The organism is Lysobacter sp. SCRH-1R (assembly GCF_057747855.1).
This window is the reverse complement of record NZ_CM173227.1, coordinates 1,081,354-1,098,717: the sequence shown is the minus strand read 5'-3', so window position 1 is coordinate 1,098,717 and position 17,364 is coordinate 1,081,354. Positions and strand designations below refer to the sequence as shown.

The 17,364-nt window shown below is 68.3% G+C and carries 13 protein-coding genes; 5 read left to right on the top strand and 8 right to left on the bottom strand.

Annotation, left to right across the window (positions count from 1 at the left end):
* The first annotated feature begins 14 nt into the window (after positions 1 to 14).
* Positions 15 to 1,832 (top strand): DUF885 domain-containing protein, encoded by a 1,818-nt coding sequence (locus AC3ANK_RS05080; protein ID WP_484172279.1) that lies wholly within the window; start codon positions 15 to 17, stop codon positions 1,830 to 1,832.
* Between the two features lie 574 nt (positions 1,833 to 2,406).
* On the top strand, positions 2,407 to 3,183 hold the full coding sequence (locus AC3ANK_RS05075; RefSeq protein WP_484172278.1) for a murein L,D-transpeptidase catalytic domain family protein: 777 nt from the start codon (positions 2,407 to 2,409) through the stop codon (positions 3,181 to 3,183).
* A gap of 99 nt (positions 3,184 to 3,282) precedes the next feature.
* Here AC3ANK_RS05075 and AC3ANK_RS05070 read toward each other — a convergent pair whose 3' ends face one another.
* On the bottom strand, positions 3,283 to 6,369 hold the full coding sequence (locus tag AC3ANK_RS05070; protein ID WP_484172277.1) for a hypothetical protein: 3,087 nt from the start codon (positions 6,367 to 6,369) through the stop codon (positions 3,283 to 3,285).
* 32 nt (positions 6,370 to 6,401) lie between these two features.
* Positions 6,402 to 7,163 (bottom strand): FkbM family methyltransferase, encoded by a 762-nt coding sequence (locus AC3ANK_RS05065; protein WP_206859682.1) that lies wholly within the window; start codon positions 7,161 to 7,163, stop codon positions 6,402 to 6,404.
* A 184-nt stretch (positions 7,164 to 7,347) separates the two neighbouring features.
* Here AC3ANK_RS05065 and AC3ANK_RS05060 point away from each other — a divergent pair, with 184 nt between their 5' ends.
* Positions 7,348 to 8,385 carry a L,D-transpeptidase gene (locus AC3ANK_RS05060; RefSeq protein ID WP_206859683.1) on the top strand — a complete coding sequence of 346 codons (1,038 nt, stop codon included), beginning with the start codon at positions 7,348 to 7,350 and terminating at the stop codon, positions 8,383 to 8,385.
* A gap of 14 nt (positions 8,386 to 8,399) precedes the next feature.
* Positions 8,400 to 8,825 carry a YybH family protein gene (locus AC3ANK_RS05055; protein ID WP_206859684.1) on the top strand — a complete coding sequence of 142 codons (426 nt, stop codon included), beginning with the start codon at positions 8,400 to 8,402 and terminating at the stop codon, positions 8,823 to 8,825.
* An 81-nt stretch (positions 8,826 to 8,906) separates the two neighbouring features.
* Here AC3ANK_RS05055 and AC3ANK_RS05050 read toward each other — a convergent pair whose 3' ends face one another.
* Positions 8,907 to 10,214 (bottom strand): DEAD/DEAH box helicase, encoded by a 1,308-nt coding sequence (locus AC3ANK_RS05050; RefSeq protein ID WP_206859685.1) that lies wholly within the window; start codon positions 10,212 to 10,214, stop codon positions 8,907 to 8,909.
* A 344-nt stretch (positions 10,215 to 10,558) separates the two neighbouring features.
* Here AC3ANK_RS05050 and AC3ANK_RS05045 point away from each other — a divergent pair, with 344 nt between their 5' ends.
* Positions 10,559 to 12,385 carry a monovalent cation:proton antiporter-2 (CPA2) family protein gene (locus tag AC3ANK_RS05045; RefSeq protein ID WP_484172844.1) on the top strand — a complete coding sequence of 609 codons (1,827 nt, stop codon included), beginning with the start codon at positions 10,559 to 10,561 and terminating at the stop codon, positions 12,383 to 12,385.
* Between the two features lie 73 nt (positions 12,386 to 12,458).
* On the opposite strand, the gene AC3ANK_RS05040 is transcribed toward AC3ANK_RS05045, so the two are convergent.
* The 5 genes from AC3ANK_RS05040 to AC3ANK_RS05020 all read right to left on the bottom strand — a co-directional run bounded on the left by AC3ANK_RS05040 (position 12,459) and on the right by AC3ANK_RS05020 (position 17,079).
* Positions 12,459 to 13,847, bottom strand: coding sequence for an MBL fold metallo-hydrolase (locus AC3ANK_RS05040; RefSeq protein ID WP_484172276.1), 1,389 nt, complete (start codon positions 13,845 to 13,847; stop codon positions 12,459 to 12,461).
* 154 nt (positions 13,848 to 14,001) lie between these two features.
* Positions 14,002 to 14,307, bottom strand: a complete 306-nt coding sequence (locus AC3ANK_RS05035; protein WP_206860441.1) for a hypothetical protein — start codon at positions 14,305 to 14,307, stop codon at positions 14,002 to 14,004.
* A gap of 90 nt (positions 14,308 to 14,397) precedes the next feature.
* Positions 14,398 to 15,474: an ROK family protein gene (locus AC3ANK_RS05030; RefSeq protein WP_484172275.1), complete on the bottom strand. Its 1,077-nt coding sequence runs from the start codon at positions 15,472 to 15,474 to the stop codon at positions 14,398 to 14,400.
* Between the two features lie 142 nt (positions 15,475 to 15,616).
* Positions 15,617 to 15,940 (bottom strand): thioredoxin family protein, encoded by a 324-nt coding sequence (locus AC3ANK_RS05025; protein ID WP_206859688.1) that lies wholly within the window; start codon positions 15,938 to 15,940, stop codon positions 15,617 to 15,619.
* 26 nt (positions 15,941 to 15,966) lie between these two features.
* Positions 15,967 to 17,079 (bottom strand): alpha/beta fold hydrolase, encoded by a 1,113-nt coding sequence (locus AC3ANK_RS05020; RefSeq protein WP_484172274.1) that lies wholly within the window; start codon positions 17,077 to 17,079, stop codon positions 15,967 to 15,969.
* Between the last annotated feature and the right edge of the window lie 285 nt (positions 17,080 to 17,364).

Below are 17,364 nucleotides of genomic sequence, written 5' to 3'. Positions count from 1 at the left end.
ACCAGGAGAACCGCATGAAGCTCCGCCCGCTGTTGCTCGCCCTCGCCGTCTCCGCCGCGGTCGCCGGCTGCTCCAAGCCCGCCACCGACACCGCCGCGACCGACAAGCCCGCCGCCACGCAGACCGCGCAGGCCAGGGCCGACCAGCTGAACAAGCTCTACGCCGATTTCTGGGAGGCGTACCTGAAGCACAACCCGGTGCTGGCGACCTACACCGGCGACACGCGCTACAACGCCGAACTGCCCGACTTCGGTTCGCAGCAGTATCGCGACGAGTCGAAGAAGTTCCTGCAGGACTGGCTGGCGAAGGCCGAGGCCATCGGCTCCGAAGGCCTGGCCGGGCAGGACCTGCTGAACTACGAGATCTTCACCAAGGACGCGAAGGACCAGATCGAATCCTTCCAGTTCCCGGGCTGGATGGTGCCGGTGAACCAGATGGACAGCACCGCGAGCCTCGCCGTGCAGTTCGGTTCGGGCAGCGGCGCGCAGCCGTTCAAGACCGTGCAGGACTACGACAACTGGCTCAAGCGCGGCGCGCGCATCCCGGTGCTGTTCGACACCGAGATCGCCAACATGAAGCAGGGCATCGCCGCTGGCGTCGTGCAGCCGCGCGTGCTGATGGAGAAGGTCGTCCCGCAGCTGGACGCGCTGATCAAGGACAAGCCCGAGGACACGCTGTTCTGGGGCCCGATCACCAACATGCCCAAGGAGTTCAGCGACGCCGACAAAAAGCGTCTGACGGACGCCTACCGCACGATGATCGCCGACCAGCTGATGCCCGCGTACAGGAAGCTGCGCGCCTTCATCAACGACGAATACCTGGCCAAGACGCGCGACACCTTCGGCCTGGACAAGCTGCCCAACGGCCAGGCGTGGTACGCCTTCAACGCCAAGCAGAGCACCACCACCGACCTCACGCCGGCGCAGATCCACCAGATCGGCCTGGACGAAGTCGCGCGCATCCATGGCGAGATGCAGAAGGTGATGACGGACGTGGGCTTCAAGGGCTCGCTGCAGGACTTCTTCAAGTACGTGCAGACCGACAAGAAGTTCGAGTTCAAGAGCCAGGAAGAACTGCTCAAGTACTACCGCGGCCTGGAAGCGAAGATCAACGAGAAGATCCCGACGCAGTTCTCGCTGATTCCGAAGTCGCCGTTCGAAATCCGTCCGGTGGAACCGTTCCGCGAGAAGTCCGCGGCCGGCGGCCAGTACTACCCGCCGAGCGAGGACGGCACGCGCCCGGGCATCTTCTACGTGAACACCTACGACCTGCCCTCGCGCAAGATCTGGGACGCGGAAGACCTGTACCTGCATGAAGCCATTCCGGGCCATCACTTCCAGATCGCCACGCAGATCGAGCTGAAGGACCTGCCGGCATTCCGTCGCTGGAGCATCCAGAGCGCGTTCGCCGAAGGCTGGGGCCTGTACGCCGAATCGCTCGGCAAGGACCTGGGCGTGTACACCGATCCGTACTCGTACTTCGGCTACCTGCAGAACGAGCTGTGGCGCGCGATCCGCCTGGTCACCGACACCGGCCTGCACAGCAAGGGCTGGACGCGCGATCAGGTCATTTCGTACATGAAGGAAAACTCGGCCGTCAGCGACACCACGGCCGTGGCCGAAGCCGAGCGTTACATCGCGTGGCCCGGCCAGGCGCTGGCGTACAAGATCGGCGAGTTGAAGATCAAGGAACTGCGCGCGAAGGCTGAGAAGGAACTGGGCGGCAAGTTCGACGTGCGCGAGTTCCACGCCGAAGTGCTGAAGGACGGCGCCGTACCGCTGGCGGTGCTGGAGCAGAAGATCGATCGCTGGATCGCGTCGAAGAAGGGCTGAGTTCGAATCCTCGACGCAGCATCGAAAGGCCGGGTCCTTGCGGACCCGGCCTTTCCTTTTGCCGAGCTTCATTTCGTGTGCGCGACGGCGTTGACCTCACGACTGGGCTTCCCGCGCGTGGCGTTGCTCGCGACGGCGCATCACGCCCACGTCGTCGTTGGTCGATGTCGGCAGTAGACCCGTTGTGCAACGCTTGCGATGCGCGTTCGCGGTGCGGCGCAGGCCGTCGACCGGGGACGTTTCTTGTCGGAGTCGTTCGGTGAAGCTCGCACGGGTTTTGTCCCTTCTCTACATGCTTGCCATCGGATGCGAGGCATTCGAACAGAGCGTGCGCAAGGAGAGCATCGAAGCTGCGGAATGCGTCCGGCACGGAGGTGCAGCGGAACGAGCGGGGCCGATCCGCACGGCCCCCGCGCGCAGGGTCTGAGCTGAACGCGCCCGGGGACGACGACCCCCTTCCGGGTTGTCTCGGAAGCCGCGCGCCCTATATTCGGAAGGTCTCTGCGCCTGGGCGGCTGCCCGCATCGGGTGCCCCGCCGGATCGCCGATCCGGCCCCGCACTTCCGAAGCCGCCATGTCCGCCGTCCTGCGCATCGCCACCGCCGCCGCCCTGATGCTCTCCGCCCCCGCGGTGGTGCAGGCGGACCGACCTGCCCGGTCGCGCGCCGTCGCCGTATCGACGCCTTCGCACGCGTCCTCCGTGCCTGATGCCGGAGGACGCTGGCTGGCGCGCCTCGCTCCCGCGGCAAACCCACAGGTGCTCGGCATGGCCGTCGCGGCGATGGAGTGCGCGCAGGCCAGCGGTGTCGGTACGGATGCGAAGCGCCTGGCCGTCATCGATTACAGCCGGCCGTCGCTGATGCCACGGCTGTGGGTGTTCGATCTTGCCGCGGGCCGGCTGCTGTACGAGGAAGTCGTCGCGCATGGGCAGGGTTCCGGCGAGAACATGGCGACGCGGTTCTCCAATCGCGATGGCAGCCATCAGTCGAGCCTGGGCCTGTTCGTCACGGCCGATACCTACGTCGGCAGGAACGGCTACTCGCTGCGCATGCGTGGGCTGGAGCCCGGCGTGAACGATGCCGCCGAAGCGCGCGCGATCGTCATGCACGGCGCGCCTTACGTCGATCCGTCGCAGGGCCAGCGCATGGGTCGTCTGGGACGAAGCTGGGGATGCCCGGCGGTACGAAGCGCGGTCGCGCGGCCGATGATCGACCTGCTCAAGGACGGCCAGTTCGTTTTCTCGTACTACCCCGACCAGGCGTGGCTGTCGCGTTCGGCGCTGCTCAAGTGCCCGGCGGCTCGCAAGGCACTCGCACACGACCCCGCTGCGGGAACGTCCGCTTCTGGGTGATCGACCGGCTGCCGTTGGCGCCGGTTGGTTGATGGCGCGTTCCGATCAAACGAACGCGCCCGACTGCGCAGACGAGCGGGCCGACCGGCCTGCGTCGGCTCAACTCGCCGAACGCAGGCTCTGGCGGTTGGCGAGCCACGCCGGATCCTTCTGGCTGTGAAGCGTCGCGCTCCACTGGCGGCTCGCCTGATCCCACAACTGCACCAGCGCCTGGTCGAGGCGCGCGCCCGAACGCGCCGCCGCTTCGCAATGCACGCACGCATCACGCGGTGCGCCATTGCGCAGTGCGGCCTGCGCCAGCAGCCCGCGCGAACGGGCGTCGTTGCCCGCGAGTTCTTCAAGGCGACGATACAACGCAGGATCGACCGCAGCCGACGACTGGCCCAGCCGCGCCTGCATCACGCAGCGCAGCGCCGCCAGCGAGAACGCGGGGTGCTGCAGCAGTCCGGACGCCATCGACTCGGCACGCGCGTATTCGTCGCCGGCCTGCGCCGTCGGCAGGGATGCGGCACGTTCGAGCAGCAACTCGGCGGCTTCGATCCGCAACTGCGGGGCATCGCCGCGTTCGACCAGCGGCAGGAGGCCGGCGATCGCATCGCCCAGCGCGGCAGGACGCGACACCGCGTTGGACTGCGCGGCACGACGCCGCAGCATCCGCGAGCGCGCCATCGCGACGTGCGTGTTGCCGGGCAACAGGTCGTCCAGGCGTTTCAGGATCGCCTCGCCTTCATCGAAGCGCGAGCGCGCGGCGTCGCCGCGCAGGTGCGCGGTTTCCAGCGCCAGCAGTTCCAGCCAGCTGAGCAGCAGTTCCGGTGCCGCATCGGGACCGGTCAGCACGTCGCGATAGGTTTCGCGGAACGTGCGCAGGTGCAGCGTGCGCGTCGCGCCTTCGGCGAGTTCGGCGTGCGCGAGTTCGTTCTCGACCTTCGCCGCGTACCACGCCGGTCGGTCCTGCTCGCTGGCGGCATCCACGCCGGCGGCGAGCACGGCGTCGGCATCCAGGCGCACCTTCGATGCCTGCGTGTTCGACAACAAGCGCGCCTGCGCCTGCAATGCCTGTTGCAGCTTCCACGCCGCCATCGAAGCAGGATCGCGAGCGACGCGGGCGGCATCGCGCAGCACGTGCACGGCTTCGGCCATGCGCTTTGCGCGCGACGCGGTGTCTTCGTCGGTTGCGGCAAGGGCACGTTCGAACAGTGCATCGCCCAGCGTCGTGCCGCGCAGCGGATCGGCCTGCCCGCCTTCCATGGCCGCACGGCGCAGCGCGGCGATGGCGAGATCCAGCGTGGCGCGTTGTGCCGCGCCGCGTTCGCCCGCCGCCTGCAGCAGGCGGCAGCTACCCGCGCGGTACCAGATGTCTTCCTGCGAGGGATCGCGTTCGAGCAGGCGTTCCATGGCCTCGGCCGCGTTGGCGTAGGCTTTCGGACCACCGTCCGCGCGCGCGATCTGCCACCAGCACAGCGCCGCCAGCACCCAGACCTCGACCGGCGGGCGCGCGGAGTGCATCGCCTCGTCCAGGTGCGTCAGCGCTTCGGCGTACGCACCGGCTTCGACGAGCTTGCGGGCGTGTGCGATCGCGTCATGCCTGCTCGCGACCGGGGGCTGTTCCCGGCGCGGTTCGGTCGTCGCGACCGGTACCGGTTCGCTGGCAGGCGCGGCGGTGCGCGTTTCGACGGAAGGCGCGCTCGCCATGTTCGGGGAGAGCCCCATTTCGGCGGGATGCAGCATCGCCACACCGGTCGGCTGCATGACCACCGGCGGCGACGATGCATTGGTGACCGTCGCTTCGCGGTGGGTGCCGGCGATCGCGCCCAGTGCGGCGATGGCGGCTTCGGCCGGAAGCAGCGGCGCGCCGGCGTTCGGCAGGATTTCGGCGTGAGGCGGGGGCGACTCGGCGTTGGACGACCCTTCGGTCACCACGTGTCGCGGCATCGGCAACACGGACGTTCCCGTGGCGCCACGATCGTCGTGGGGCGTCGCTGCGATCGGCACCACGGGTTCGACCGGGAACACCGGCGCCATCGCAGCGCCTTCGCTCGTGACCTGCGCTTCCGCAAGTGTTTCCGCCTCTCCGGAGGCATTCACGGGCACGCCATCGCCGTGGAACTGCGGCGCCATCGCCAGCGACGCCGGATCGGCCCCGTGCGGCAGGAACGCTGCAGGACTCAATCCGATGTCACGGCCCGCTCCGAAGCCGGATTCGAATTCGGACTCGGGAACGAACAACAGCCCATCCCCGACCTCATCGCCGAGCTGGTAACGATGCGCGAAACCGCCGTCCATCGTCACCGGCGCCTCCCACGGCGCGCGATGCAGGGCGTGCGTGGGCGCGTAGATCTCGTACGCGGAGAACATGCGAACCTGCGGCTTCTCGCTGGCGCGCAGGCGCTGGGGCGATGCCGGCGGCAGCGGCCCGACCGGTTCGGCTCGATGCGTGTTCATCTTGATGACCCTCTGCGGTCGGCGCTTGCGCCGGCCCACGGTGAATAACAGCAGCAGCACTGCGGCGATGCCGGCCAGCCACCATGCGGCGCGCGCGTCGATCTCCTCCTTGGTGGGACGCCCGGATCCGATCGCGCCCGCGCCGAAGACCGACGCCGCGACCGGCCGGGGCAACGCCCGTTGCCCGGCGGATGGCACCTGGACTTCCTGGACTTCGGCGACCGGTGGCCGCTCGGCTCTGCCCGACGCGAAGGATCCCGCTTCGGCTCCCATCGCTTCGTCCCGCCCGGCGACGGCCGCCGACGAGCGGTCCATCTCATCGCCAGCGACGCCAGCGACGCCCGCAGTGTCCACGGCATCCGCGGCACCCGGCGGCGCCGCCGACGCGCCTGCGCCCACGGCGGTATTCGCGGACCGCGCATCCGGTGCGCCAACAGGGACGCCCCGCTTCGACGCGACGCCATCGCCGACGCCGCCGCGTCCACGCGCAGCACCGGACGAGCGCAAACCGTCGGTGTGATCGACCTGCGTTGAGGCAACCGACGTCGGGGCGGCAACGCCCGGCGCATGCGGCACCCGGGACTTCGCAACCAGCTGCGGCGCTGCATCGGCCGGCGACACGCCCGGCAGCGGCATCGGCCAGCGCGCGCACGCGGCGAGCAGCACGACCGCCACGGCCGACAACCGCCAGCGGAGGATGCGTCCGCGCGCGGCACCGGTCGCGCGCCTGCTCTCCCGGTTCATGATGCCCGCCCGTCCCGACGCCGCGCGCGAGATCAGAGCTCGATCAGCCGGTCGAAGGCGACTCCACCTTCCTGCGGCGTCGCGATCACGTTCTGGTACACGCGGCCGGGGAAGATGTTGTTGGCATTGCCGACCTGGTTGTTGCGCGAGTACAGGTACGGCAGGTGCGACCAGACGCGATAGCCCAGGTCCTTCACGCGACGCACTTCCTCTTCCGCGACGTCCTGTTCGCCCATGCGGAAGTACAGGTTCGGACGCAGGCGACGGATGGTGCCGGCGGCGCCCTCCAGCACCGGCATCGTTTCGCCGGGGTAGTTGATCTTGACCAGGTGCAGCGCTTCCAGGTCGAGGTCGTCGAGCGTGCGCACCGGCACGCGCTCCTTGCGCTCGGTCGCGCTTTCCAGACCCGGCAGCACCGACCCGAGTTCGACCATGCCGCTGCTGCGGCCCAGCCACATCGGATGCGTGTGCACGTTCTGCAGGCCGTTGAGGGCCACGTTGGCGCACAGCTGCTGCATCACCATGCGGCGCGGTTCGATCACGTGCACCTTGCCGCGATCGCCCACGGCGCGCGCGAACCATAGCGCGTGCGCGCCGTATTCGCTGCCGAATTCGAGCACGTGCTGGTCGTCGGCGACGATTTCGCTGAGCTGGTCGAGTTCCTGTTCGATCCACTCCCCGTACTGCGCGAGCGAGCGCGAGGCAGGGCAGCGACCGGGCACGGAATTCATGACGCCGTAGCGGGTCTTCCACAACTGTGGGACCACCTCGGCCGGATTGTGCAGGTTGTTCATGATGATGCGCCTCGATTGAAAGCCACTGGAAGACAGAGCCCACAAGCCCTGCGTCATGTGTGGAATCTTGGCGGCCGGTCTCGTCCCGCAGAATGAGAACCGTCTGAAAAAACCTCACTCGCCCGATGGCGGGGCGGCTTCTCTTCAGGCTAGGCTGGATCGGACCCTGAGAATGGATTCCGCAATGACCCGCCTCCTGTTGACGCTGTCGCTGTCGTTGCTGTGCGGCATCGCCGATGCCGCGGTCCCCGTCTGGGGAGCCCGCCAATCCAGTCCGGCGAATACGCCGCCGTCGCAGCTCAAGCCCGGGGAGTGGATCTGGGGCGGGGACAACCGCGCGGGACCTCTGGCGGTGATCGTGAGCCTGACCGAGCAACGCGCCGTAGTCTATCGCAACGGTCTGCCCATCGGCGTCACGACCGTCAGCACGGGGCGCAAGGGCTACGAGACGCCGACCGGCGTCTTCACGATCCTGCAGAAGGACAAGGACCACCGCTCCAACAAGTACAACGCCGCGCCCATGCCCTACATGCAGCGGCTCACCTGGGATGGCGTGGCGCTTCACGCGGGCGGCCTGCCCGGATATCCCGAGTCTCACGGCTGCGTGCACCTTCCGTCGGAATTCGCGCGCCTGCTGTTCGATTCGTCGAACATGGGCATGGTCGTGGTGGTCTCGCAGGAAGGCAGATCGCCGGAGGACATGACGCATCCGGGCGCGCTGATCCCGATCGATCCCCACACTGGCGCCGAAGCCGCGATCCCACCGCTGGAGGCCGGGCAGAAGTACCGCTGGCGGCCGGAACTTTCGACCGAAGGGCCGGTGTCGATCCTGCTCAGCGCGGCGGACGGGGAGATCATCGTGTTCCGCAACGGCATCGAGATCGGCCGCTCGCGCGTGCTGGTGCGCAATCCCGGCCAGCCGCTGGGCACGCGCGCCTACATCGTCAAGGACGGTTTCATCGACGGCGACAATCCGCTGCTGCCCGGCACGCGGATGCCTAACTGGAGCACCATCGGCATTCCCGGCAGCGGGCCGGACGCCGGTCGCCTGCTCGGGCCGGAGACGATCGACCGCGTGGTGATCCCGCACGATTTCGTCGCCGCCGTGCTGCCGCTGCTGACGCCGGGCGTCGTCATGCTGGTCACCGACGCGCGCGTGCGCCCGGAGACGACCGGCGGCGCGCCCGTGCAGGTGCTCGATTCCGATCCTCCGCAGACCTGATTCCGGGAACCGCCATGAACGATCCGTTCGTCCAGATGCTCGACGGCTACCGCGACGCGGTGTTCGCGCGGGATGTCGATGCGTTCGCCGCGTTGTACGACCAGGATGTCCACGTGTTCGACATGTGGGGCGAGTGGTCGCTGCGGGGCATCGCGGCATGGCGACGCATGGCGGAAGGCTGGTTCGGATCGCTGGGCGACGAACGCGTGCGGGTGACGTTCGACGACGTCGAATCCATCGTCGGCGACGCGATGACCTGTGGGCATGCGACGGTGACCTACAGCGCACAGTCGGCCGATGGCGCGATCCTGCGCTCGCTGTCGAACCGGATGACCGTCGTCCTGCAACAGCACGGCGATGGATGGAAGGTCGTGCACGAGCACACCTCGGCGCCGATCGAACACGCCACGCTGAAGGCCGTGCTGAACTGGCCCGCCTGAAAAGACGAAAGCCCCGGCTGGGCCGGGGCTTCGTTCTGGAGCTGATGTCGACGCAGGTGCCGAACCGTGCGATGTCGAACGTCAGCCGTTGGCGACGCCGCTGCGCGAACCGCGACCCTGACCGCCGCCGCGATGCTGCTTCGGACCGGCATGCGCGTGGCGCTGCGCCGGCTTGCCGTGCGGACGGTTCGTGGGACGGCGGGCCGGTGCCTTCTGGCGCGGATTCGGCAGCGGCGCGTTGAGCTGGATCGGACGGCTCGGCGCGAAGCCTTCCACTTCCACCATCTCCACGTCGGCCTTCAACATGCGCTGCACCTGGCGCAACAGGCCGCCCTCTTCCGGCGCGACCAGCGACAGTGCTTCGCCGCTGGCGCCGTTACGGCCCGTGCGGCCGATGCGGTGCACGTAGTCCTCGGCGACCATCGGCAGCTCGAAGTTGATCACCAGCGGCAGGTTCGGAATGTCGAGGCCGCGAGCGGCGACGTCGGTGGCGACCAGCACGCGGGCCTTGCCGGCCTTGAACGCGTTGAGCGCCTTCTGCCGCTGCGCCTGGCTCTTGTTGCCGTGGATGGCGACCGCGGCGAGGCCGGCTTCTTCCAGTTGTTCGGCCAGGCGGTTGCAGCCGTGCTTGGTGCGGCCGAACACGATCGCCTGGTCCGTATGGCGCGAGCTCAGCACGCTCACCAGCAGATCGCGCTTGCGACCGGCATCGACCACGTGCACGCGATGGCTGATGGTCTGCGCGATGGTGTTCTGCGCGGCCACCTGCACCTGCTTCGGCTCGCGCATGAATTCCACCGCCAGCGCCTTGAGCTGCGCTTCGAAGGTGGCCGAGAACATCATCGTCTGGCGATCGCGCGGCAACTTGCCGAGGATGCGCTTCATCGCCGGCAGGAAGCCCATGTCGAGCATGCGGTCGGCTTCGTCGAGCACCAGCAGCTCGACGGCGTCGAGCTTCGCGGTGCCGCGATCGAGATGGTCGATCAGGCGGCCCGGCGTGGCGACAAGCACGTCGATGCCACGGCGGAACATCTCGACCTGCGGGCCCATGCCGGCGCCGCCGAAGATGACGCTGACGTTCATGCGCAGGTGCTTCGCGTACGAACGCAGGTTGTCGCCGACCTGCACGGCCAGTTCGCGCGTGGGCACGAGCACCAGCGCGCGCGGGCGGCGGTAACCGTTCGGCGCGGTCTGCTTCGAAAGGCGGTGCAGCAGCGGCAGGCCGAACGCGGCGGTCTTGCCGGTGCCGGTCTGGGCGCCGCCCAGCAGGTCGTGGCCGGCCAGCGCCAGCGGGATGGCCTGCGCCTGGATCGGGGTCGGGGTGGTGTAGTTCTGCTCCGCCAGGGCGCGCAGCAGCGCGGGCGAAAGCCCGAGAGTTTCGAACGTCATGCGGGTGTTGCTCCTTGTCGCGCGCCATCGCGTCGCACCGCCACGAAAAGGCGGCGACGAAGTCATGTCGCGTGATGGCCCCGGCGTTCCCTCGAACCGCGCCGGCGGCGATCTGATTGGACGGCGACCGGACGATCCGGGCCGTGTCTGCGCTACGAAAGACGTGCGGGATAGAAGCCGTTGGCTCGGACCGGACTGCGGTCCACGGCGGGCATACCTGGGAAACGTACCCTTGCGGGGAGGCAGCCGTGCGCTGAACGGGGCGGACTCTACGCGAAACCGTCCGTTCTTGCCAGCCGTGTAGGCTTTGTCGGCCGGTGCGGTTCATGCGATTGGGGACGGAAATGGCGGATGCGGGATCGAACGATCTGGTCAAGGTGGTCGCGCTGCTCGGCGCGGCGGTGGTGGCGGTGCCGGTGTTCAGGCGCTTGGGCCTGGGATCGGTGCTGGGCTATCTGGCCGCCGGCCTGGCGATCGGGCCGTTCGGGCTGGGCTGGTTCTCCGACCCGCAGGCGATCCTGCATGTGGCCGAACTGGGCGTGGTGATGTTCCTGTTCGTGATCGGCCTGGAAATGCGCCCCTCGCACCTGTGGAGCCTGCGCCGGCAGATCTTCGGCCTGGGCACGCTGCAGATCGCCGCCTGCACCGCGGCGCTGACCGGCGTCGGCCTGCTGTTCGCCTACGAGCCGATCGTCGCATTCATCGGTGCGATGGGTTTCGTGCTGACCTCCACCGCGATCGTCATGCAGCTGCTGTCCGAACGCGGGGACATCGCCCTGCCCCACGGCCAGAAGATCGTCTCGGTGCTGCTGTTCGAGGACCTGCTGATCGTGCCGCTGCTGGTGCTGGTGGCGCTGCTCGCGCCGGGCGAGGCGAGCAGCACCGCGTCACGCTGGGCGTCGATCGGCATCGCCGCCGGCGTGCTGGTCGCGCTGGTCGCCGCGGGCATCTGGTTGCTCAATCCCCTCTTCCGCCTGCTCGCCGCCGCGCGGGCGCGCGAGGTGATGACCGCCGCCGCGTTGCTGGTCGTGCTCGGATCGGCACTGCTGATGCAGCTGGGCGGATTGTCGATGGCGATGGGCGCGTTCCTCGCGGGTGTGCTGCTGTCCGAATCGACGTTCCGACATCAACTCGAAGCCGACGTCGAACCGTTCCGCGGCCTGCTGCTCGGCCTGTTCTTCCTCGGCGTGGGCATGGCATTGGACCTGTCGGTGGTGGCCGCGAACTGGCTGCCGATCCTCGGTGCGGTGCTGGCGATGATGCTGGTCAAGGCGCTGTGCATCTACGCCGTCGCGCGCCTGACCGAGTCCAGCCACCGCGAAGCGCTCGACCGCGCCACCCTGATGGCGCAGGGCGGCGAATTCGCCTTCGTGCTGTATTCCACGGCCGCCGCGAGCGGCGTGATCGCCGCCGCGCAGAACGCCAACCTCACCGCGATCGTCGTGCTGTCGATGGCGCTGACGCCGCTGGTGGTGTTGTCGGTGCGTCCGTGGCTCAAGCGCGCGATGGAAAAAACCGACGACCTCGACGTCGCCGAAGGCCTGTCCGGCAACGTGCTGATGATCGGCTTCGGCCGCTTCGGCCAGGTCGTGAGCCAGTCGCTGCTCGCGCGCGGCGTGGACGTGACGATCATCGACAACGACGTGGAAATGATCCGCAGCGCCGGCACGTTCGGCTTCAAGATCTACTACGGCGACGGCACGCGGCTGGACGTGCTGCGCGCGTCCGGCGCGCACGATGCGCAGGTGATCGCCGTGTGCATCGACAACAAGCACGCCGCCAACCGCATCGTCGAACTGGCGAAGTCCGAGTTCGCGCAGGCGAAGCTGCTGGTGCGTTCGTTCGATCGCGAGCATTCGCTGGAGCTGATCAACGCCGGCGTCGACGTGCAGGTGCGCGAGACCTTCGAATCGGCGATGAAGTTCGGCCACCACGCGCTGTGCCAGCTCGGCGTGCCGAAGGACGAGGCGCTGGAGATCGTCGAGGACGTCCGCCGTCGCGATGCCGAACGCGTGCAGCTGGAGTTGTCCGAAGGCCTGACGGCGGGGACGCGGCTGCTCATCGGCAACCTCGCGCCGGGCCCGACGCCGACGCCGTTCACGCGACCGCGCCATGCGGCTACGCCGTTGTCGGCGGAAACGGCCGAAGCGACGCAGGGCGGGAACGAGTGAGGAGGAGTGAGAAACGAGCAGGAGCCAGGCGGCCTTTACTACCCTCTCGCTCCTCTCCGCTCGTTTCCCGCGTCTAGGCATCCAGCACAAGCCCAGGCCGCGCCAGCACCGCCTGCACGCCGAAGCTTTCGCCGATCTCGCCGGCCAGCGCCTCGCGTGCGCGATCCTCGCCGTGCACCAGCGCGAGGGGTGGATGCGCGGCGCCATCGCTGCCGCCGATCGCGCCGTACCACGCCATCAGGCCGCGCTGGTCGGTATGCGCCGACAGGCCGCCCACGGTGTGGCGCTGCGCGTTCACGCGCACGTCGTGGCCGTGGATGCGCACCCACTTCGCACCGTCGACCAGGCGCCGCCCGAGCGTGCCTTCGGCCTGGTAGCCGACGAACACCACGTGCGTCTGCTTCCGGTCCAGCCGATGACGGAAGTGGTGCAGGATGCGCCCCGCATTCGCCATGCCCGAGCCGGCGATCACTATCGCGCCGCGTTCGATGCGGTTGATCGCCATCGATTCCTCGCGCGTCTGCGTGAAATGCAGGTTCGGCAGGCGGAACGGATTGGGCTTGTCGCGCCAGACCCGTTGCGCGTCCTCGTCGAACAGGTCGGCGTGGCGGTCGTAGATCGACACCACTTTCGCCGCCATCGGGCTGTCGAGGAAGATGCGCCAGCGCGACAGGTGCCATTCGTCCCAATGCCGCGCGAACCAGTACAGCAGTTCCTGGCTGCGGCCCACCGCGAAGGCGGGAATCAGCACGTTGCCGCCGCCGCGCCATGCGGCATCGAGAATCTCGCCGAGTTCGCGGATCGTCTCGGCGCGATCGCGATGCAGGCGATCGCCATACGTCGATTCCATCATCACAAGGTCGGCGCGGTCGATGCTGGCCGGATCGCGCAGGATCGGCGTCCCCTTCGGCCCGAGGTCGCCGGAGAACACCAGCTTTCGGTCATCGGCCCACAGCTCCACGCTGGACGAACCCAGGATGTGGCCCGCTTCGCGGAACGCGATCTCCACGCCCGGCAGGATCGCCGTGCGTGTGTCGTAGGGCAGCGGACGCACGAGGTCGAGCGCCGCCGTCACGTCCTCGCGCGTGAACAGCGGCTGCGCCTCCGGCTCGCCCGCGCGGCGGTAGCGGTTGTGGCGTTCGGCATCGCTTTCCGAGATCGACGCGGCATCCATCAGCATCACCGGCATCAGGTCGGCGGTGGCCTGCTGCGCGTAGATCGGCGAACGGAATCCGCGTCGGACCAGCAGCGGCACGCGGCCGATGTGGTCGATGTGCGCGTGGCTGACGACGAGCGCGTCGAGCGATGCGGGCTCGAACGGGAACGGATCGGTGTTGCGGCGTTCGGCTTCCGGACTGCCCTGGATCATCCCGCAATCGAGCAGCACGCGACGACCCGCCGCCTCGACTTCATGCAGGGAACCGGTGACTTCGCCGGCCGCACCGTGGAAATGGACGCGCATGGGATTCCTCCTCGTGCGCGCACGCTAGCAGGAAGCCGGGGACGTGGGGAGTGGAGGCGGCGCAGAAACGAGTGGAGAGGAGCGAGAAACGCGTCGATGAGGCAATACTCGTTTCTCGTTCCTGTCTCTTCCCGTTCCTGCCTTCCAGCTCCGCTTACCGCGGCGGAACGACCCGTTCCTCGCGCACCACCGTGCCATCCGGGCGCACGTCGCGATAGACGACGCTTTCGCCCGCGCGGCCGTAATCGCGCGGCGTGTCGCGCCATGCGGCGAGCAGGTCGACGTTCTGCTTCTCGATGACTTCCAGGCTGCGCGCGATGCGTCGCAGCAGGCCCTTGATGCCGAACACCGCGAACGGCACCAGGATCCACAGGATCGACAGGATCAGGCCGAAGGCGAAGATGCAGAACCACAGGAACGTATTGGCGCCATAGGCGGCATTGGCGACGGTGCTGTCCATCGTGCGCTCCGAGTTGGATGACGACGGAAGTCTTGGCGAGCCGGCGTGATTCCGATGTGGAGTTTCGCGTGATACGCGCGTGACGGCGCGTCATCCGCCCAGGTTGGTGAAACTTGCGTTGCCCAGGCCGGTGCCGATCGTGAGCACGCCCCACCGCTCCGCGTTGCGCATGCGCGGGCGTTCGCTCAAACCCTGCACGACCGCATCGTTGTGCATCGCCACCGTGATCGCGCGCCCCGCAACGCGATCGAGCCGCCTGGCCAGTTCGTCCGGCAGGTGGAATGGCGCCTCCCAGTCGCCCGGCAGGTTCTGCGCGCCCTGCGGGATGCTGCCGTCCGCCTCGATCAGCCCCGGACACGCGATGCCGACGAACGGCGCCAGCCGCAGCCCGAGCGTGCGCGAGAACGCCGACAATCCGTTGAGCATCGCCGACAGGCGCGCGATCGCTTCGCCGCGTTCGGGGTCGTCCTCGGCGTGGCGCCACTGCATGCTTTCGATCACGCGCGCCTTCGCGCCGTCGTCGGACGCATCCCGGCGCGGCTCGACGATGCCGCAGCGGATGTTGGTGCCGCCGACATCCACCGCGAGGAACGCATCGAAACGGCGGAAACGCGCCGGCAGCAGCTGCGTCCAGCCGATCAGGCCGGCTTCGTCGGGATCGTGGCTGATCACGTGCAGCTCCACGCCGCTGCGCGCGCTCCGCAGCATGCGCTGCGCGCGACGGATCGCGAGCTGGCCGAACTGGCTTTTGGGCAGGCCGCCGCCGAGCACGATGCGCTTCACGTCCTGCCACGACGGCTGCGCTCGGAAGCACTGCACGACGTGCACGAGCCTGCGCGAGAACTCCTCCACTGCAAGGTGCGTCACGTGCGAGGCGTCTGCGTCGCCTCCCACCAGCACCAGGTCGATGTCCTTCTTCGACAGCTCGTCGCTGCGCGCGCGGCCGAACGGATCCTTGCCGGTCGCGTGCACCTTGCGCACGGTGTCGAGCACCTGCCGGAACGCGGTCTGGCTCGCGCGATCGCCGAGGAACCCCTCGCCGTCGGGATCGGGAATCGCGAGGTTGTAGCTGTCGATCGTCAGGCCCGTGATGCGCGAAACGCCGTGCGGACCGCTCGTGTTCGAGCGGCGGGATGCGGGGCGTTTGCGAGCGGATTTGTCGGCCATGCGCCATTTTCCGGCGCGCGACGGTTACGCCACGTCAAAGCAGGCGCTTTCGTAGCCCGGGTAAGCACAGCGCACCCGGGGTGACTTGACGGAAGCGTTCCCCGGGTGCGGCTTCGCCTTGCCCGGGCTACCAAGGCGGATTTCAGCCGACTGCCGCCAACGCCTGCCTGACTTCTTCCGCATTCGAAGGCCGCACGACGCGCGCGACCTCCTCGCCGTCGCGCAGCACGACCAGCGTCGGCCAGAGTTTGATGCGATAGGAGCGACCGAGCGGACGACCGGGGCCGTCCTCGACCTTCACATGGCGCACGTCGTCGCGCGGCGCCAGCACCGCTTCGATCGCCGGCTGCGCGCCGGTGCAGAAGCCGCACCAGTTCGTGCCGAATTCCAGCACCGAGATGCCCGCCCACGCGTCCACGTCGGCGCGGGCGGGTTCATCGGCAGTGTAGGTACGCGCGTAAGCCATCGGCGCAAAGCAGACGCGATGCGGCGTTACTTCGCCGTGACGCCCGATGGCTCCGCCGCGAGCGGACGCACGTACTGCACGAGGCTCACCAGCAGCTTGCCGGGCTCTTCCCACGGCACCATGTGCGAGGCGTGTTCGAACCACACGCCCTGCTTGTACGGCGCCTTCACCTGCCTGAGCCACGCGTCGGTCGGCTCGGACGGCGTGGTGTAGTCGTGGCGGCCCATGAACATCAGCACCGGGATCGGGAATTCGCGCACGCCCGACATGTCCACCTCGAGGAACTCCGGCAGGATGCGCCCCAGCGTGAACACGTTGCCGCCGTCCACGGCGCAGCGTTCGGCGTCGGTGTATTCGGGCGACAGCAGCGGCGCGCGGTAGAAGTACGTGGATTCGTCGCGATACGCGGTGAGTCCACCGTAATGCTGCGCCCACTTGCGCGCGGCGATGATGCGTTCGCGCGTGATCGGCGTGTTGCCGGGATACGGCGCGATCGCTTCCATCTCGCGCACCGCCTCGGCGTTGCCCTTCGCCTTCGCCGTCGCCATCGCGAAATCGAAGCTGATGCGCTCGTTCTCGCGCACGTTGATGACCTGACCGATGCCGATGTACGCGTGGAAGAGATCCGGCCGCTTGAGCGCCGCCTGCATCGCGATGATCGTGCCCCAGCTGTGGCCCATCAGGATCAGCTTGCGCTTGCCGTAGCGCGTGCGGACGTCTTCGGCCATCGCGATGACGTCGTCGACGAAGTTGGGAATGTGGATGGTGTCGGCGACCTTCGCTGCATCGTTGGCGACGAAGGTCCTGCCGGCGCCGCGCTGGTCGTACGTCACCATCGTGAAGTACTCCTCCAGAGGACGCTGGAACTGCCACAGCGTCGGCGTCAGCGGCGAGGCCGGCCCGCCGTGCACGAACAGGACGACCGGATTGGCGCGATCCTGGCCGCGCACGTTCACCCACTGGTCGATGCCGTTGAGGTGGACCTTGTAGGACTCCTGCACGCCGTTCGGTGTCTCGATGCGGCCCAGGTCCGCGATGATCTTCCGTGCCGGCTCGTAGGCGGCGGTGTCCTTGCAGGTCTGTGCGTTCGCGGCGAAGGCGCTCACGGCCAGCAGCAGTGTCATGAGAAATTTGTTCATGCGGTCCCCTTTTTGATCGGCGGAGCCTGGCGATCGCTCCGACCTTGCGCAAGGGATACGCCCAGCGCCCGGGCGGTTGCAGCGCGGGCCCGTGCGCCGCGAGGCCGCGCCGCGCGGCCCCCGCGCCCGACTTTGCCGTTCCGGGCCAACCGGTCCCGAACGGGAGTTGCTGCCGGCCCCGTCAACGTGACCTTCGACACCCTCGGGTTGGGACAATCGGGTCTAATGTCGCCCGATGCCCCGTCCGGGGTTGTCCCAACTCCCATACGCCTTCCGGCTGGAGCC

Bases quoted from the DNA above. Each gene is read 5' to 3' on its own strand.
- AC3ANK_RS05075 (WP_484172278.1), top strand. From the start codon at position 2,407: ATGTCCGCCGTCCTGCGCATCGCCACCGCCGCCGCCCTGATGCTCTCC.
- AC3ANK_RS05040 (WP_484172276.1), bottom strand. From the start codon at position 13,847: ATGCGCGTCCATTTCCACGGTGCGGCCGGCGAAGTCACCGGTTCCCTG.
- AC3ANK_RS05045 (WP_484172844.1), top strand. From the start codon at position 10,559: ATGGCGGATGCGGGATCGAACGATCTGGTCAAGGTGGTCGCGCTGCTC.
- AC3ANK_RS05030 (WP_484172275.1), bottom strand. From the start codon at position 15,474: ATGGCCGACAAATCCGCTCGCAAACGCCCCGCATCCCGCCGCTCGAAC.
- AC3ANK_RS05055 (WP_206859684.1), top strand. From the start codon at position 8,400: ATGAACGATCCGTTCGTCCAGATGCTCGACGGCTACCGCGACGCGGTG.
- AC3ANK_RS05060 (WP_206859683.1), top strand. From the start codon at position 7,348: ATGACCCGCCTCCTGTTGACGCTGTCGCTGTCGTTGCTGTGCGGCATC.
- AC3ANK_RS05035 (WP_206860441.1), bottom strand. From the start codon at position 14,307: ATGGACAGCACCGTCGCCAATGCCGCCTATGGCGCCAATACGTTCCTG.
- AC3ANK_RS05020 (WP_484172274.1), bottom strand. From the start codon at position 17,079: ATGAACAAATTTCTCATGACACTGCTGCTGGCCGTGAGCGCCTTCGCC.
- AC3ANK_RS05080 (WP_484172279.1), top strand. From the start codon at position 15: ATGAAGCTCCGCCCGCTGTTGCTCGCCCTCGCCGTCTCCGCCGCGGTC.
- AC3ANK_RS05050 (WP_206859685.1), bottom strand. From the start codon at position 10,214: ATGACGTTCGAAACTCTCGGGCTTTCGCCCGCGCTGCTGCGCGCCCTG.
- AC3ANK_RS05025 (WP_206859688.1), bottom strand. From the start codon at position 15,940: ATGGCTTACGCGCGTACCTACACTGCCGATGAACCCGCCCGCGCCGAC.
- AC3ANK_RS05065 (WP_206859682.1), bottom strand. From the start codon at position 7,163: ATGAACAACCTGCACAATCCGGCCGAGGTGGTCCCACAGTTGTGGAAG.
- AC3ANK_RS05070 (WP_484172277.1), bottom strand. From the start codon at position 6,369: ATGAACCGGGAGAGCAGGCGCGCGACCGGTGCCGCGCGCGGACGCATC.